Origin of the sequence: Micromonospora sp. NPDC023644 (genome assembly GCF_040640115.1) — a bacterium.
GTDB lineage: Bacteria > Actinomycetota > Actinomycetes > Mycobacteriales > Micromonosporaceae > Micromonospora.
The window spans coordinates 46,519-63,528 of the sequence record NZ_JBFABA010000004.1; the positions used below are offsets into that span (position 1 = coordinate 46,519).

10 protein-coding genes and 1 pseudogene are annotated in these 17,010 nt (G+C 73.7%); 7 read left to right on the top strand and 4 right to left on the bottom strand.

What is annotated here, in order from left to right; genetic code table 11:
• Positions 1-3 precede the first annotated feature (3 nt).
• Positions 4-903, top strand: a complete 900-nt coding sequence (locus AB0G08_RS04570) for a carbohydrate ABC transporter permease (RefSeq protein ID WP_358083035.1) — start codon at positions 4-6, stop codon at positions 901-903.
• Positions 904-1,010: 107 nt separating this feature from the next.
• On the top strand, positions 1,011-1,913 hold the full coding sequence (locus AB0G08_RS04575; RefSeq protein ID WP_358083560.1) for a glycoside hydrolase family 43 protein: 903 nt from the start codon (positions 1,011-1,013) through the stop codon (positions 1,911-1,913).
• Between the two features lie 348 nt (positions 1,914-2,261).
• Here the strand turns inward: AB0G08_RS04575 and AB0G08_RS04580 are convergent.
• Positions 2,262-3,686: pseudogene (locus AB0G08_RS04580) on the bottom strand (amino acid permease); the annotation flags it as partial.
• A 320-nt stretch (positions 3,687-4,006) separates the two neighbouring features.
• Here AB0G08_RS04580 and AB0G08_RS04585 point away from each other — a divergent pair.
• Positions 4,007-5,671 carry a family 10 glycosylhydrolase gene (locus AB0G08_RS04585; protein ID WP_358083038.1) on the top strand — a complete coding sequence of 555 codons (1,665 nt, stop codon included), beginning with the start codon at positions 4,007-4,009 and terminating at the stop codon, positions 5,669-5,671.
• Between the two features lie 180 nt (positions 5,672-5,851).
• On the top strand, positions 5,852-6,391 hold the full coding sequence (locus tag AB0G08_RS04590; protein ID WP_358083040.1) for a phospholipase: 540 nt from the start codon (positions 5,852-5,854) through the stop codon (positions 6,389-6,391).
• A gap of 76 nt (positions 6,392-6,467) precedes the next feature.
• Here AB0G08_RS04590 and AB0G08_RS04595 read toward each other — a convergent pair whose 3' ends face one another.
• A complete protein-coding gene (locus AB0G08_RS04595; RefSeq protein WP_358083043.1) occupies positions 6,468-9,296 on the bottom strand; it encodes an adenylate/guanylate cyclase domain-containing protein in 2,829 nt (942 codons plus the stop codon).
• 200 nt (positions 9,297-9,496) lie between these two features.
• Positions 9,497-9,718 (bottom strand): zinc ribbon domain-containing protein, encoded by a 222-nt coding sequence (locus AB0G08_RS04600; RefSeq protein WP_357877936.1) that lies wholly within the window; start codon positions 9,716-9,718, stop codon positions 9,497-9,499.
• Positions 9,719-9,756: 38 nt separating this feature from the next.
• Between AB0G08_RS04600 and AB0G08_RS04605 the strand changes: the two genes are divergently transcribed.
• The 3 genes from AB0G08_RS04605 (at position 9,757) to AB0G08_RS04615 (ending at position 15,934) form a co-directional block, all read left to right on the top strand.
• On the top strand, positions 9,757-11,469 hold the full coding sequence (locus AB0G08_RS04605; protein WP_358083046.1) for a lytic murein transglycosylase: 1,713 nt from the start codon (positions 9,757-9,759) through the stop codon (positions 11,467-11,469).
• A gap of 72 nt (positions 11,470-11,541) precedes the next feature.
• Positions 11,542-12,558 carry a GNAT family N-acetyltransferase gene (locus AB0G08_RS04610; RefSeq protein ID WP_358083563.1) on the top strand — a complete coding sequence of 339 codons (1,017 nt, stop codon included), beginning with the start codon at positions 11,542-11,544 and terminating at the stop codon, positions 12,556-12,558.
• A gap of 97 nt (positions 12,559-12,655) precedes the next feature.
• Positions 12,656-15,934, top strand: coding sequence for a lamin tail domain-containing protein (locus AB0G08_RS04615; protein ID WP_358083049.1), 3,279 nt, complete (start codon positions 12,656-12,658; stop codon positions 15,932-15,934).
• Positions 15,935-15,999: 65 nt separating this feature from the next.
• On the opposite strand, the gene AB0G08_RS04620 is transcribed toward AB0G08_RS04615, so the two are convergent.
• Positions 16,000-16,605: a helix-turn-helix transcriptional regulator gene (locus tag AB0G08_RS04620; RefSeq protein ID WP_358083051.1), complete on the bottom strand. Its 606-nt coding sequence runs from the start codon at positions 16,603-16,605 to the stop codon at positions 16,000-16,002.
• Positions 16,606-17,010 lie beyond the last annotated feature (405 nt).

The window sequence follows — 17,010 nt, forward strand, 5'->3', positions numbered from 1 at the left end:
GCCATGACGACGCCCACGCGCACCACGCGCGCCCCCGTGCCGACCCGCGCCGGAGCCCCGGCGACCGGCCGCGCCCCGGGGACCGCGCTGCGCCGGACCGCGCTCTACGCCACCCTGGTCGCGCTCGCCCTGGTCTTCCTGCTGCCGCTGGTGTGGATGGTCATCACCTCGCTGAAGACCTACACCGGGGCACAGCAGATCCCGCCGAGCTGGCTGCCGGACCCGATCTCCGGGTACGGCTACGAGCAGATCCTGAACAACTCCGCCAACCCCGTGCTGCGCTGGTTCGTCAACAGCATGCTGGCCGCCACCGCGCACGCGCTGCTGGTGCTGGCGACCGCCTCGATGGCCGCGTACGCCCTGGCGCGGATGCGGTTCCGGGGCCGCGGGGTGCTCTTCGCGCTGATCGTCGGGACGCTGTTCATCCCGCCGACCTCGCTGATCATCCCGAACTTCCTGATCGTCGACGAGCTGAACTGGATCGACACCCTGACCGTGGTGATCGTGCCCGGGGCTGCGAGCGCGTTCGGGGTGTTCTTCCTGCGGCAGTTCTTCCTCTCCCTGCCCCGGGAACTGGAGGAGGCCGCGGTGCTGGACGGGGCCAACCAGTGGCAGATCTTCTGGCGGGTGGTGCTGCCGCTGTCCAAGCCGGCGCTGGCCACCCTGGCGGTGCTGTCGTTCCTCACCAACTGGAACGACTTCCTCTGGCCGATCTTCGTGCTGTTCAGCCCGGAGACGCTCACCCTGCCGCCGGGCCTGGGCCTGCTCCAGGGCTCCTACGTCACCGACTACCCGGTGATCATGGCGGGGGCGGTGCTGGCCAGCGTGCCGGTGCTGATCCTCTTCGTGCTCGCCCAGCGGCACATCATCCAGGGCGTCTCCCGCAGCGGCCTGAAGGGATGACGGTCGGGATCCGGTGGCACGGCGCGGCGGCGGCGCTCGCCGCCGCGCTGCTCGCCGCCGGTTGCGGTGGTGCAGATGAACCTTCGAGCACGGGAGACGACGCGCGCATGTTCACCAACCCGGTCGTACGCACCGACGCGCCCGACCCGCAGGCGATCCGGGTGGGCGACACCTGGTACCTGTTCCACACCAACGCCGGGGGCCGCAACGTCCCGGTGCTCACCTCTGCGGACCTGGTCGACTGGTCCCCGGCCGGGGACGCGCTGCCGGAACTGCCGGCGTGGGCGGACGCCGGGAAGACCTGGGCGCCTGAGGCGATCGAACTGGCCCCGGACCGGTTCGCGCTCTACTACACCGTCGCCGGGCACGAGTCGGGGCGGCAGTGCGTCGGACGGGCCGTGGCGAGCGTGCCGCAGGGGCCGTACCGGGACGACTCGACCGGGCCGCTGATCTGCCAGGCGGAGCTGGGCGGGGCCATCGACGCCAGCCCGTTCCGGGACGCCGACGGCAGCCTCTGGCTGCTGTGGAAGAACGACGGCAACGCCATCGGGGTGGACACCTGGATCTGGTCGCAGCGCCTCTCGGACGACGGGCTGCGCCTGGTGGGCGAGCCGACGAAGCTGCTGAAGCAGACCGAGCCGTGGGAGGGCACCCTGATCGAGGGCCCGTTCCTGCACCGCCAGGAGGGCAGGCTCTTCCTGTTCTTCGCCGCGAACGCCTACGACCGCGCCGAGTACGCGGAGGGCTACGCGGTCTGCGAGTCGCCGGCCGGGCCGTGCGTGAAGGCCCCGGAGAACCCGATCCTGAAGACCAACGAGGTCGCCTCCGGGCCGGGGCACGCCTCGATGGTGGTCAAGGACGGGCGCACCTGGCTGCTCTACCACGCCTGGCCGCCCGGCCAGGAGGGCACCGTCGACCCGGGCCGCCAGGTCTGGCTCGACGAGGTCGTCTGGACCGACGGCAAACCCGTGGTCAAGGGCCCGACGGCGGGACCCCAGCAAAGGCCCTGACCGGGGACCTTCTCCGAAGGCGGCCGGCCGCCCGGCAGACCGCACGCACGACTCGGAGACACCGACAGCGCGGCACCCGACAGGATCGGGTGCCGCGCTGTCCACGTACACCAAAGCAAGCGCGACCGAACCGCGGCGGCCGACCCCGGAGGGTTTCCGGGGAGCCCGGCCCGCGCAGGGATCAAGCCTGACCGCCCGGAGCGGGCCGGGCTCCCCGGAAACCCCACCCACGTCGAGCCGCACCCCCACCCGCGTCGAGCCGGACCCCCGCCCGAGATCAGACGGAAGCCGGTTCCCGGGAGTCGGCGGGCGAGGAACGCCGGGCGAGAGCCGGTTCTTCCGGTAGCCGTAGCCGAAGTAGATCACCACGCCGAGCAGCATCCACGCGGCGAACCGCAGCCAGGTCTCCACCGACAGGTTCAGCATCAGGTAGAAGCAGGCCAGCGCCGAGACGATCGGCAGCACCGGGGAGAACGGCACCCGGAACGGCCGGTCCAGGTCCGGGCGCTTGCGCCGCAGGATCGGCACCGCGACCGAGACCAGCACGAACGCCGCGAGCGCGCCGATGCTGACCAGGTCGGCCAGGGCCGACAGCGGCAGGAGGCCGGCGAGCAGCGCGACCGCCACCGTCATGACGGCCGAGATCCGGTACGGGGTGCCCCAGCGCGGGTGCACCTTGGCGATCGACGGCGGGATGAGCCCGTCGCGGCTGATGGCGAAGCCGATCCGACCCATGGCCACCAGGTCGACCAGGATCACGCTGGTCAGGCCGGCGACGGCGGCGATGGAGACGAGGATGCCGGCCCACTCGGCGCCGACCGCGTTGAAGGCCGCCGCGATCGGGGCGCCCCGGTCGATCTCGGTGTACGGCACCATGCCCACCACGACAAGCGAGACGCCGATGTACAGCACGGTGGAGATCAGCAGCGTGCCGAGCAGGCCGAGGGTGAGGTCCCGGCGGGGCCGCCTCGTCTCCTCGCCGAGGTTGGCCACCGCCTCGAAGCCGGTGTAAGCGAAGAAGACCACCGCGGCGGCGCTGAGCACGCCCACGAAGCCGAACACCGAGGGCTCCAGGCCGAAGAGCGCCTGGGTGACGGGCTGCTTGATGCCGTCCTCGCTGCCGTCGGCGGGCTTCGCCGGCGGGATGAACGGGGTGAGGTTGCCGGCCTTCACGAAGAACAGGCCGGCGACCACGATGAAGACGCAGATGGCGACCTTGACCAGCACCAGCAGGTTGGTCACCCGGGCGGACTCGCGGATGCCGACGATCGCCACGACGCCGAGCAGCAGCACGATGCCGATCGCGCCGACGTTGACGACGCTGCCCTCCTCGCCGAACCAGGCGGTGGGGAGGCCGACGAGTTCCGCCAGGTAGCCGGACCAGCCGCGCGCCACCACCGCCGCGCCGAGGGCGAACTCCAGCAGCAGGTCCCAGCCGATGATCCAGGCGACGATCTCGCCCATCGTCGCGTACGCGTAGGTGTAGGCGCTGCCGGCGGTCGGGACGCTCGACGCCAGCTCGGCGTAGCAGAGGGCGGCGAGCAGGGCGACCAGGCCGGCGATGGCGAACGAGACCACCACGCCGGGACCCGCGCTGTCCCGGGCCTCGATGCCGGTGAGCGTGAAGATGCCGGTGCCGATCACGATGCCGATGCCGAAGCCGGTGAGGTCGCGGGCGCCGAGCCGGCGCTTCAGGCCGGGCCCGCCGTCGTCACCGTCGGCCTCGCTCTGCGCGATGACGTCCCCGATCGGTTTGGTACGCAGCACGGACACGTGTCACCCCTCCCACCGCCCGGACCACCCCCGTGGCGGCCGGTGACCGGCGATGCTACCCAGGGCGGACCCCCCTCAACCCCCACGTCTCGGGTCATTAGGGTCACCACCCGGCGTGTGCGTCCCACCACGGTGCGCCCCGTGGGCCCGGCCACAGGGAGGAGCCGGTGTCGACGGACGGATCGATCCCGTCCAGACTCTTGCGCAGAGCCCGTGACGTGTGAAAATTTCCTACCAGCGGCAGATTGCCAACGGCGAATCTTGCCGTCTGCGCCGCGATCCACCCCTGACACGGGAGCCCCAACGAAGGGACACACCGCATGAAGGCAACTCGGCTCGGAGCCGCCGGGCTGGCCGCCGCACTGCTCGGCGCGCTCGTCGCCGCCACCCCGGCGAGCGCGGCGCCCGACACGGCGACCACCGCCGCCTCCACCACCACCTGCGTCACCGACCCGGCCACGCCGAAGCGACAGTTCCGGGCCATGTGGATCTCCTCGGTCGTCAACATCGACTGGCCGAGCAAGGCGTCCCAGACCTCGCCGGACCGCGTCGCCACGCAGCAGGCCGAGTACCGCCAGCTGCTCGACCTCGCCGAGCGGCTCAACCACAACGCCGTGGTCGTCCAGGTCCGGCCGACCGCCGACGCGTTCTGGCCGTCGCCCCACGAGCCCTGGTCGGAGTACCTGACCGGGGTCCGCGGCGAGGACCCGGGCTGGGACCCGCTGAAGTTCGTGGTCGAGGAGGCGCACAAGCGGAACCTGGAGTTCCACGCCTGGTTCAACCCGTACCGCGTCTCCATGCCCGCCCCGGGCGGCGCCGGCGCCGACATCACCAAGCTCGCGCCGAACCACCCGGTGCGCGAGCACCCCGAGTGGACCTTCGCCTACCCGCCGGCCGGAGTCGCCGGCAGCCGGCTCTACTACAACCCCGGCATTCCGGAGGTCCGCGAGTTCGTGCAGACCGCGATGATGGACGCGGTCAAGCGGTACGACGTCGACGGCGTGCACTTCGACGACTACTTCTACCCCTACCCGAGCGGCACCCACCAGGTGCCCGACGACGCCACCTTCGCGGCGCACAACCGGGGCTTCACCGACAAGGCCGACTGGCGGCGGGACAACATCAACCTGCTGGTCCAGGAGATGAACGCCAAGATCAAGGCCGAGAAGCCGTGGGTGAAGTTCGGCGTCAGCCCGTTCGGCATCTGGCGCAACCAGTCGGCCGACCCGCTGGGCTCGGACACCACCGGCAGCCAGTCGTACGACATCATCTCCGCCGACACCCGCAAGTGGGTCAAGGAGGAGTGGATCGACTACATCGTGCCGCAGCTCTACTGGTACATCGGCCAGTACCCGGCCGCCGACTACGCCCGGCTGGTGCCGTGGTGGGCGGACGTGGTCAAGGGCACCCGGGTGCAGCTCTACATCGGGCAGGCCGACTACAAGAGCGGTGACCCGGTCTACGGGCCGTTCTGGCAGAACCCGCGCGAGCTGTCCGACCACCTGACGCTCAACCGGGCGCACCCGGAGGTCCTGGGCAACATCCACTTCTCGGCCGTGCAGGTGCGGGCCAACCGGCTCGGCGCGACCGACATCTACGCCGCCGAGCACTACTCCCGCCCGGCGCTCATCCCGACCATGCCGCACCTGCCGAAGAAGCCGCTGCTCATGCCGGTGGTCACCGAGGCCGCGCGGCAGGACGACGGGGTCCACCTGAGCTGGCGCCAGCCGGCCGATGGAGTGGGCCCGCTCGGCACCGCCACGTCGTACGCGGTCTACCGCTTCGACGGGGTCGGCCTGGCCGACCGGTGCGACTTCGCCGACGCGGCGCACCTCGTCGACACCGTCCGCGCCGACGCGGCCACCCGGACCCAGTCCTGGGTGGACACCACCGCCGAGGCCGGCAAGCGGTACACCTACTACGTGACCGCGCTCGACCGACTGGCGAACGAGAGCCCGGCCAGCCCGCCGGCGTTCGTCCGCTGACGTCCCACCGGATGCCCCGGGTGCCTCTGGCGCCCGGGGCATTCGTCTGTTTCGACGCCTGTCACCAAATGTCGGCGGGCACCGCACCGCGGGGACCGATCCATGATCGACACTGTTCGGCACTCCGGTGACCCGCCGGTAACCCCCCGTCCCACCCGCATATCCCCCGCGGAGGTACCCGTGCCCAGACGCCTCACCACCCTGCTCGCCTCGGCCGCGCTCACGATGCTCTTCGTCTTCGGGGTCTCCTCCCCCGCCGCCGCCGTCACGACCACGCAGAAGCTGTCCGTCCTCTCCAGCTGGACGCAGACCAGCGCCACCAGCTACAACTCCTGGAACTCCGGCCGGCTGAACAAGGGCGCCTGGGCGGCGTACGGCTTCGACTGGTCGACCGACTACTGCTCGTCGAGCCCGGACAACCCGCTCGGCTTCAACTTCACGCTCTCCTGCTACCGGCACGACTTCGGCTACCGCAACTACAAGGCGATGAGCCGGTTCTCGGCGAACAAGGCCCGCCTGGACAGCGCCTTCTACGCCGACCTGAAGCGCGTCTGCGCCACGTACAACACCGTCGTGCGGCCCGCCTGCTACAGCCTCGCCTGGACGTACTACCAGGCCGTCAGCGCCTTCGGCTCCGTCGCCGCCGTGCAGCAGGCCGACATCGACCGCGCCGCCCGGATGAAGGCCGACGCCGAACGCCGCGCCGCCCTGCGCGGCTGACCCACCCGTACCGTCCAGGGGTTCGCGTCCCCGGCCCGCCCGGGCGACGCGGACCCCGACCGGCGGGCCCCCGTCGTCAGGCGTGACCGGTGTGGTGGCGGCGACGGTCGGGGGTGACGGGCTGGCGGGGAGCCACGCGGGCGGGACCGGCGGCGAACCTCGCCGAGCCCACCGCCAGGTCCGGGTGCTCGACGGCGAGGGCCAGCGCCGCCGCCTCCTCCAGCCCCAGCTCGGTCCCCTCGCCGTACGCGCCGTCGAAGGTCGCGTCGCCCAGCTCCCGGCGCAGCTCCCCCTGCCGCTGCGCCCAGTACCCGCCGTAGATGCCCGGGGCGCAGCGCATGCTCGCCCGGATCGCCCCCGCCGCGCCGAACAGGCGGGCCGCCGTCAGCCCGTCGCCGCCGGCCGCGCAGCGCACCGCCATCGCGTTCAGCGTGTCGCAGGCCCGACCGTGGAAGCCGTGGCTCATCCGCGACCGCAGCGCCACCTGAAGATGCTCGTGCGCGGCGACCAGGTCACCGCGCGCCAGGGCGACCATCCCGAGCAGCATGTCGACCGAGCGCCGCCCCCGCTCCACCGGGCGCGCCGCCTCCACCGGCCGGGCCGCGCCCAGCAGCTCGGCCGCCTCGTCCAGGGCGCCCCGCCGCCAGAGCAGCTCGGCCAGGCTGAACACCCCGAAGAGCGCGTCGCCGAGCACCTCCTGGCCGGACGCCCAGTCGATCACCTCGCGGCAGATCCGCTCGGCCTCCGCAAACTGTCCCATGTCGACCAGCGGGGCCGCCCGCCCGGCGAGCACCCGGGCGAGCAGGCCCGCGTCGCCCGCCTGCCGGGCCGCCGCCTCCGCCCGCTGGGAGTAGCGCAGTTCCTCGGCGAACTCGCCGTCCGCGCCGGCGTGCAGCGAGTGCATGTGGTACGCCGCCGCCAGCTCCGCCTCCGGGATCCGCTCCCCCGTCTCGGCGATCCGCCCGTACAGCCGGAACAGCCAGAGCCGCCCCTCCCGGGCCAGGCCCCGCTCCCGCCACCACTGGTCGAGCCCCCCGGCCAGCCGCAGGCCGGCCCGGGCACTGCCGCCCGTGGCGCACCAGCGCAACGCGGCGCGCAGCTCGCCGGCGAGCGGGTCGAGGGCGTAGAGCGAGAGGGTCACCGGCCGCCCGTCCGGGCCCAGGTGGGCGCGCTCCAGCGCGTGCCTCGACCACGCCACGTGCCGGTTGCGGGCCGACCTCTCCTCCCCCGCCTCCACCAGCCTCCGCGCCGCGTACGCCCGGATCGGGTCCAGCATCCGGTAGGTGCTGCCCGAGGCGTGCGGCTCCGCCAGCACCATCGACTTGTCGACCAGCACCGAGAGCGGATCGAGCGGATCGTCGCCGAGCAGCCACTCCACCGTCGCCAGGTCGACCGGGCCGGCGAAGACCGCCAACCAGCGCAGCAGCCGGGCGGCGCGCGGCCCCAGCGTGCGGTACGACCAGGTCACCGTGGCCTGCATGGTCAGGTGCCGTTCGGTGGCGGGGCGCTGCACCGCCCGGACGCCCGGGCCGGGCGACGCCAGCCCCACGGCCGTCGCCACCGGGTCCCGCGGGTCGTCCGACCGGCCCGGCTCCACCGGGGGCGGGTCCGGGTCCTCCCGGCCCGCGTCCAGGGTGCCCAGCACGTCGTCGAGGCGCTCGGCGAGCTGCCCGACGGAGAGCACCCGCAGCCGGGCGGCGGCCAGCTCGATGGCGAGCGGCAGCCCGTCCAACCGCCGCACCACCCGGCGCAGGTCGGCCGACTCGCTCGGGTCCGGCGGCCGGCCGCCCCGGGCCGCCGCCGTCCGGTCCAGCAGCAGCGCGACCGCGTCGCTCTCCGCCCCGTCCGCCGGCGGGTCGACCGACAGCGACGGGATCCGCCAGACCACCTCGCCCGGCAGGCCGAACGACTCCCGGCTGGTGGCGAGCACCCGGACGCCCACCCCGCCGGCGAGCAGCCGGGAGATCACGTCGGCCGAGGCGGCCGGCTGGGCGTCGCAGGTGTCCAGGAGGACGAGCATCCGGCGCGCGGCCGCGTACTCCACCAGCGTGTCGACCATCGGGCGGCCCGGCTCGGGACGCAGACCGAGCACGGCCGCGACCTCGAACGCCACCAGCCCCGGGTCGGTGACCGCGGCGACGTCGACGATCCAGACACCGTCCGGATGGGACTCCACCAGGTCGACGGCGAGTTCCACAGCCAGCCGGGTCTTGCCCGCGCCGCCCGCGCCGAGGACGGTGACCAGCCGGTGCGTCTCCACCAGCCGCCTCAGCTCGGCCCGCTCGGCGTGCCGGCCGACGAACGAGGTGACCGGGGTGGGCAGGTTGTGCGCGGTCGCGTCGGCGGTGCGGGGCCGCGGGAACTTCCGCTCCAGACCCGGAGCGACCAGTTGGAAGAGCCGCTCCCGGTCGTCGAAGCCGCGCAGCCGGTGCAGGCCGAGGTCGAGCAGGGACGCGCCGGGCGGCAGCGGCTCCACGTGCCGCGCCGTCGACCCCGAGCAGAGCACCTGACCGCCGTGGGCGGCGGCGGCGACCCGGGCCGCGCGGTGCACCTCCGGGCTGACGTACTCGCCGTCGCGCGGCTCCGCCCAGCCGGTGTGCAGCCCCATCCGGACCCGGGGCACGGCGTCGGCGGTGGGCCACTCGTGGCTGGCCAACGCCCGTTGCGCGGTCAGGCAGGCGGTCAGCGCGGCGGTCGCGTCGCCGAAGGCGAGGAAGAAGGAGTCCCCCTCGGTCAGCAGCTCCGCGCCCTCGGTCGCGGCGATCGTGCGGCGCAGCAGGCGGCGATGCTCCCGCAGCACCGGCCGGTAGTCCGCGCCGAGCAGCTGGGCCAGCCGGGTGGAGCCCTCGATGTCGGTGAAGACGAAGGTCACCAACCCGCTCGGGAGGTGGATCCGTGGCGACATGGTGGAACCTCCGCCCGTGACGTCGGACTCATGCTGCCTGATACCGGACCATCACGCATCGTGAGAACGGTCGGCCGGGCCCGGCCCGGGAAGCCGTCCGGCCCCCCGGTGGCCAAGGGGGCGCGCCGACGGGCGTCGGGGCGGACGAGGAACCGGCCCGGTGCGGGCGGCCGAGGCGGGACCGACGGCGGACCCGCCGGTCAGCAGCCGCAGCCACCGCCGCAACAACCACCGCCGGCCGGCGCCGGCGCGCCACCGGCCGCACCGCCGCCGCCCCGGCCGGTGACCGCGACGGTGGAGAGGAGCTTGACCGTGTCGGCGTGACCCGCCGGGCAGGACGCCGGCTCGGCGGCCTGCGTCATCGGGCGGTTGACCTCGAAGGTGTCGCCGCAGGCGCGGCAACGGAACTCGTACCGGGGCATGGCACCAGGGTACGACCGGTCCTGACGTACGGGGGGACATGGGTGATACTCAACTTGTGGTGGACGGCGAGGACAGGACGAACCTTCGGCCCCTGCGGCCGGCGGCCCCGATCGACGGGCCGCTCGCCGGTTCCGGCGCCGCGCCCGAACCCGCGCGGCGGTTCCCGCGTCCCCGCCGCCCCTGGCTGAGGTCCGCGACCACCCCCGATGCGGATACCCCGGCGCCGTCCGCTCCCGCGCCCGCCGAGCCGGCGTCGACGCCGGCCGCGTCCTCCGCACCGGAGCCGACGACGACCGAGTCGACGCCCACCGCCGAGCAGCCCGGCGCCCCCGACGGGCCCGCCGCCGCGAAGCCGACCGCCGAGGCAAAGCCGGCCGGCGGGACCGCCGCCGAGGCGAAGCCGGACGAGAAGCCCACCGCCGAGGCCAGGCCGTCGGACGGGACCGCCGCCGACGCCAGGCCGGGCGAGAAGCCCACCGCCGGGGCCAAGCCGTCGGACGGGGCCGCCGCCGAGGCGAAGCCGGCGGACACGGCGGGGACGGGCGACGAGCCGGCCGCCGGCACCAAGCCGGCCAGGGCCGGGAAGCCGGACGACGGGACCGGCACGGCCGCGAAGCCGGGCGACGGGACCGCCACCGCCATGGCCGCGAAGCCGACGGACGGGACCGCCGCCGACACGAAGGCCGGCAGCGCGGCGGCCGGGGCGAAGACCGGTGACGACACCGGCGCCCCGTCGGGCGCGGGCGACCTCGCGAAGACGAAGACCGACCTGCCCGCGACGAGACCGGCCACCGGACCCCGGCGCCGCCGGGTGCAGTTCGCGCACGCCGTTCGCAGGCCGCCGCACCGCATTGCGATGACCGCCGCCCGCGCCACCCGGGAGTGGTCGCGGCGGCCCAGCGGCCGGCTCACCCTGCCCGGGGTGTTCCTGCTCGCCCTGGTCGCGGCGACTGCCGCGGCGGGCGCGCTGTTGGTGCCCGCGACGGCGCGGGGACCACGTCCGGTCGCCGTCGACGCCACTTCCGCCGCGCCGACCACCGTTCCGCAGGGGCCGCTGCCGGGCGGGACGCCGCTGCCCGGCGGGTCGCCATGGCCCGGCGGGTCGCCCCTGCCCGGCGGGACGGCGCCGCCGCTCGGCACGGTGCCGACCGGCCCGCCCGTCGGCGGGAGCACCGGCCGGCCGTCGGACGCGCTGGCCGGCTGGGCCGCCCAGGTGGGACCGAAGGTCGGCATCTCGCCGGTGGCCGTGCAGGCGTACGGCTACGCCGAGGTGGTGCTCGCCCAGACCAACCGCAGCTGCGGGCTGAGCTGGACCACCCTGGCGGCCATCGGGTTCGTCGAGTCGGGGCACGGCCAGGCCAACGGCGCCCGGCTCGGCCAGGACGGCAAGGCGCTGCCCGAGATCATCGGCCTGCCGCTGGACGGGAACGGCGGCCGGATGCGCATCCCCGACACCGACCGCGGCCTGCTCGACAAGGACCCCGTCCTCGACCGGGCGATCGGGCCGATGCAGTTCATCCCGACGACCTGGCAGGAGATCGGGGCCGACGCCGACAACGACGGCGTCAAGGACCCGCACGACCTGGACGACGCTGCCCTCGCCGCCGGCAACTACCTCTGCAAGGGCAGCCGGAACCTCACCATCCCGGCCGACTGGTGGAACGCGATCCTGTCCTACAACGACGTCCGCCGCTACGCCCAGGACGTCTACGACACCGCCAACCGGTACGGACAGGCCAGCCGCACGTGAAGTGATCGTCCGCATACATTGGAGAACTGGACACTTCCCCCGGGCAGCGGTTAGCGGCAAGCTAGACGGGTGATGGTGCGCGAGTGGGACCCCAGGACCGCGTCGTCCGCCGAGATCGCGTCGCTGTTGGACACGCTGAACGCGGTCCTGGCGGCCGATCTGCCGCAGGACCCGCCGTGGCGGGAGAGTTCCATGCGGGAATACCTCGCCGAGGTGATGCCCGGCGAGCGGCGGATCTCCTGGGTCGCCCAGGCGGAGCCGGCGACCGACGGCAGCCCGGGGGCGATCCTGGGTCACGTGCACGTGCTGCTGCTCGGCGACATCGGGGTGCTCGAGGTGCTGGTGCACCCCTCGGCGCGGCGCACGGGCCTCGGCCGGGACCTCGTCCTGACCGCCGCCCGGCGGGTCTACCAGGAGGGCTTCCAGTCGATCGGCGTCGAGGTGGTCGGCGACACGCCGGCCGTCGCCTTCTACGAGTCGCTCGGCTTCTCGAAGGAATACGTCGAGACCCGCAGCGTGCTGGACCTGTCCGGCGTGGACTGGGCCGAGCTGGCCGAGATGGCCACCGGCATCAGCGCGGGCTACCACCTCCAGTTCCACCCCGGCGGCCCGCCGGACGAGCTGATCGAGGCGTACGCGCGGGCCAAGGCGGAGGTGCGCGACGTCGAGGACGGCGAGCTGCGCCCCAGCTCCTACGACCCCGAGCGGCTGCGGGACAGTCTGGACTGCCTGCACCGGCGGGGCATGAAGCCCTACATCGTGCTCGCCCTGCACGAGCAGACCGGGGAGGTGGCGGGGCTGACCGAGGTGGTGGTGCCCGTCCAGCATCCGACCCGCGCCGACCAGTACGACACCATCGTCGTGCAGGACCACCGGGGCTACGGCATCGACCGGGCGATCAAGGCCCGGATGCTGATGGAGCTGCGCTCGGCGGAGGCGGAGCTGACCGAGGTGCAGACCTGGAACGCGCAGGCCAACGAGGCCATGCTCAAGGTCAACGCCGAGTTGGGCTACCGTCCGGACCGCGAATGGTGCGAATACAGCATCGACGTGGCTGAGCTGGTGCACCGCCTCGACGCCGGACGCTGACCGGAGAGTTCACGAAACTGACCGGTGGGGGATGGACGGCGGTCAGCGGCGACCCTTAACGTGCGTTAGTTCCCCGTCCACCCATCGTGGAGGCCCCATGCGCCCGCGCCGCACTCTTGCCGCGCTCGCGACCGCCACCGCCGCCGTGACCGTCACGGCCGTCGGCGTCGCACCCACCGCGGCCAGCGCCGCGCCCACCGACCTCTTCATCTCCGAGTACGTCGAAGGCTCGTCGAACAACAAGGCGATCGAGCTGTTCAACGGCACGGGCGCCGCCGTCGACCTGGCCGCTGGCGGCTACCAGCTCCAGTTGCACTTCAACGGCTCCACCACGCCGACGAACCTGGCCCTCACCGGCACCGTCGCGGCAGGTGACACCTTCGTCCTCGCCGCCGCCTCGGCCGCGCCAGCCATCCTCGACCGGGCCGACCAGACCACCGGCGCCAGCCTGTTCAACGGCGACGACGCGATCGTGCTGCGTCGGGGCGGCACCGTGCTCGACTCGATCGGCCAGGTCGGCGTCGACCCGGGCACCGAGTGGGGCACGGGCGTCACCAGCACCGCCGACAACACGCTGCGTCGCTCGGCCGCCGTCACCTCCGGCGACACCGACCCCTCCGACGCGTTCGACCCGGCCGCCCAGTGGGCCGGTTTCCCCGTCGACACGTTCGACGGCCTCGGCACGCACGCCGTCGACGGCGGCGGTCCGGTCGACGCACCCGCCACGCTCACCTGCGGTCCGACGCTGGTGACCTCGGCCGGCACGGCGGCCACCCGGGAGGTCACCGCCACCGACGCGGACGACCGGATCATCGACCTGGCGGTCACCTCGGTCAGCCCGACCCCCGCCACCGGCTCCGTCAGCCGCTCGGCGGTCACCCCGGCCGACGCGGTCGGCGGCACCGCCCGGGCCACGGTCGGCACGAGCGCCGACCTGGCCGCCGGGGCGTACACCGTGGTGCTGACCGCGACCGACGCGGACGGCGGCACCGCCACCTGCACGCTGGCCGTGCAGGTGACCCGGGAGCTGACCGTCGGCGAGGTGCAGGGCCCGACCACCGACGGCGAGTCCGGTCCCGCCGACCGGTCGCCGCTCGCGCCGGGCACCGGCAACGGGACCAGCAGCACGCTGTACGACGTACGCGGCGTGATCACCCAACTCACCCTGGCGCGCGACTCGGCGGGCCGGGACCAGCGCGGCTTCTTCCTGCAGAGCCGCTCGGACGCCACCGACGGCGACCCGACCAGCTCGGACGGCATCTTCGTCTTCATGGGCTCGTTCACCTCGCTGATCGGCGGCTACGTGCCGACGGTCGGCGACGAGGTGGTGCTGCGCGCCCGGGTCTCCGAGTACTTCAACTTCACCCAGCTCTCCGGCGCGTCGCTGGTCCGTCGGATCGCCTCCGGCGTGGACGTGAACGCCGAGGTCGAGGTGACCGACGCGGTGCCGCCGGTCGAGGTGGCGGCGGCGCAGCGCTTCTTCGAGCGGCACGAGGGCGCCCGGCTGCGGGTGCGTGCCGGCAGCGGCGCGGTGAGCGGGCGGAACGTCTTCGCCTCCACCGCGGACGCGGAGATCTTCGTGATCGACCGCGACGACCCGCTGCTCGACCGCGCCGACCAGTACGCCCGCCGGGTGTTCCGGGACGCGCACCCGCTGGACAACGACCCGAGCCGCCGCTTCGACGACGGCAACGGGCAGCGCGTCCTGCTCGGCAGCATGGGCGTCAAGGGCGCCACGGGTGACAGCGGCGCGCTGCTCCCGCCCGCGCGTACCTTCGACACGCTGACCGCCGACGCGGTCGGCGGGCTCTACTACTCGTTCGAGAAGTACGGCGTACAGGTCGAGGCGGCCGCGTTCACCGGCGGGGCCGACCCGTCGACGAACAACCCGCCGAAGCCGGCCAACCGGTCGGAGGAGGTCGCGGTCGCGACCTACAACGTCGAGAACCTGTACGACTACCGTGACGACCCCTTCGACGGCTGCGACTTCGCCGGCAACGCCGGCTGCACCGGGGTGCGCCCGCCGTTCGACTACGTGCCGGGCAGCGAGCAGGAGTACCGCGAGCAGCTCGCCGCGCTGGCCGACCAGATCACCACCGACCTGCACTCCCCGGACCTGATCCTGGTGCAGGAGGCCGAGGACCAGGACATCTGCTCGGTCTCCGGCGGCGAGCTGGTCTGCGGCACCACGGACAACGCGGACGGCGCGCCGGACTCCCTCCAGGATTTGGCGCTGACCATCGCGGCCGCCGGTGGCCCGGCCTACCAGGCCGCGTACGACCGGACCGGCGCGGACGCCCGGGGCATCACCGCGGCGTTCCTGTTCCGCACCGACCGGGTGTCGCTGGCGACGCCCACCGCCGGCGACCCGCTGCTGGGCTCGGCGCCGACGGTGCGGTACCGCGGTGCGGGGCTTCCGGGCAACGCGGACGTGCAGAACCCGAAGGCGCTCAACGCGGTGCTCCCCGCCGACGTGGACACGTCCACCGGCAAGGACGGCAACAACGTCTTCACCCGCGCCCCGCAGCTCGGCAAGTTCACCGTGGCAGCGGCCCCCGGCTCCACGGAGCGGTACACGCTCTGGGCCGCGAGCAACCACTACTCGTCCGGGCCGGACAGCCGGGTCGGGCAGCGCCGGGAGCAGGCCGCGTACGGCGCCGCGATCGTCACCGCGATCGAGGCGTCGGACCCGCACGCGCGGGTGGTCTACGGCGGGGACCTCAACGTCTTCCCCCGCCCCGACGATCCGATCGCCACGGCGGCGGAGCCCACCCCGTCGGACCAGCTCGGGCCGCTGTACGAGGCGGGCATGCGCAACCTCTGGGACGACCTGCTCGCCGACGCGCCGTCGTCCGCCTACTCGTACAGCTTCGAGGGGCAGGCGCAGACGCTCGACCACCTGTTCGTGAACGGCGCGCTGCACCGGGACCTGGTGCAGATGCGGGCCGCGCACATCAACGCCGACTGGCCGGCCGACCACGCGGCCGACGGCAGCCGGGGCTCCAGCGACCACGACCCGCAGGTGGCCCGCTTCCGCTCCCGGGCCTCGCTGAGCGTCAGCGACGCGTCGGTGGTCGAGGGCGACCGGGACACCCGGCCGCTGACCTTCACGGTCACCGTGTCGCGCCCGTTGTCCCAGCCGGTGCTGCTCTGCGCCGCCACCTACGGCACCACGGCCCAGGCCGGCGCCGACTACGACCCGTACGTCGGATGCAAGGTCCTGGCCGCCGGGCAGACCTCCCTGGCCTTCCCGGTTGCCGTGCGGGGTGACCGGAAGCGGGAGGCGGACGAGAAGGTGAACCTGGTGGTGGCCGGGGTGCCGGGCCTGCGCCTGGCCGACCCCCTCGCCGTGGGCACCATCACCGACGACGACTGACGTCACACCGGAGCCCGTCCCGACGGCCCGCCGCCCAGGAGCCCCCTGGCGGCGGGCCGTCCGCGTCACCACGGGAAACGCGGGTCGGGCACCCGCGGCGATGGGGGTACGCGCGGCGGCGGGGGCACGCTGCGGTACTTCGCCACCCGCACCTCCCACTGGCTGCGCCGCCGCATGGCGTCGCGGACCCTGCGGTCGCGGTAGAACGTCTCCGGCGGGCGGGCCAGCCCGTAGATGTCCGCCCACCACTCGCCGGGCTCCGGATCGAGAATGGTGTCCAGGTGCGAGGGGTAGCGACGCCCCGCCCCGTCCCGGGTGTCCTGCCAGTCCCGCATCGGCTTCAGCACCCGACCGAACTCATCGACGACGGCCAGCCGGAACCCGGCGACTCCGAGGATGCGGCGCAGGAGCAGGATGCTCGGCACCAGCCGGCCCGCCTCGATCCGCCCGACGGTGGAATGGTTCACCCCCGCCCACCGGGCCAGCTCCCGCTGGCTGAGGCTGGCGTACCGCCGGACCGCCCGGACGATGCCCGCGGCCGGCCACGGAGTGTCGAACGGCTCGGTCAGCATCACGGACGGCTCGCGCGAGCCCACCGGCTGGCCGAAACCCGACATCGCTGCGGAGCCCGACAGTTCGGCGGAGCCCGACAGTTCGGCGGAGCCCGACATCCCGGCGCCGCCCGATATCCCGGCGGACTCCGGCATCCCTGCGGTGCCCGGCAGTCCGTCAGGGCTTGGCAGTTGGTCGGGGCCCGGCGGCCGGTCGGCGCTTGGCATGCGGTCGGACTCCGGGGACCGGTCACTTTCCGGTTCAGCGGGACGGTCGGTCATCCCGTCACGATCCTGGCGGCGGTGCCCCTCCCGCAATCCCACCCGCTCCGCCTGTGGACAACGCGGCCGCCTGTGGAAAACCGCCGACGGATCCCGCCGTCCCACCCCGGACGCATTCCACTCGCACGGTAACGCTGAGCAACCGACCCGGCGCCTTCGCCAATTACTACGATGAGTAACGACCTCCCCGACGCTGGCGAAGACTCTGCCACCGCTGGTGGCGACGACAGCGCCGCGACCAGC

Bases quoted from the DNA above. Each gene is read 5' to 3' on its own strand.
- AB0G08_RS04595 (WP_358083043.1), bottom strand. From the start codon at position 9,296: ATGTCGCCACGGATCCACCTCCCGAGCGGGTTGGTGACCTTCGTCTTC.
- AB0G08_RS04615 (WP_358083049.1), top strand. From the start codon at position 12,656: ATGCGCCCGCGCCGCACTCTTGCCGCGCTCGCGACCGCCACCGCCGCC.
- AB0G08_RS04610 (WP_358083563.1), top strand. From the start codon at position 11,542: ATGGTGCGCGAGTGGGACCCCAGGACCGCGTCGTCCGCCGAGATCGCG.
- AB0G08_RS04585 (WP_358083038.1), top strand. From the start codon at position 4,007: ATGAAGGCAACTCGGCTCGGAGCCGCCGGGCTGGCCGCCGCACTGCTC.
- AB0G08_RS04600 (WP_357877936.1), bottom strand. From the start codon at position 9,718: ATGCCCCGGTACGAGTTCCGTTGCCGCGCCTGCGGCGACACCTTCGAG.
- AB0G08_RS04575 (WP_358083560.1), top strand. From the start codon at position 1,011: ATGTTCACCAACCCGGTCGTACGCACCGACGCGCCCGACCCGCAGGCG.
- AB0G08_RS04605 (WP_358083046.1), top strand. From the start codon at position 9,757: ATGGGTGATACTCAACTTGTGGTGGACGGCGAGGACAGGACGAACCTT.
- AB0G08_RS04620 (WP_358083051.1), bottom strand. From the start codon at position 16,605: ATGTCGGGCTCCGCCGAACTGTCGGGCTCCGCCGAACTGTCGGGCTCC.
- AB0G08_RS04570 (WP_358083035.1), top strand. From the start codon at position 4: ATGACGACGCCCACGCGCACCACGCGCGCCCCCGTGCCGACCCGCGCC.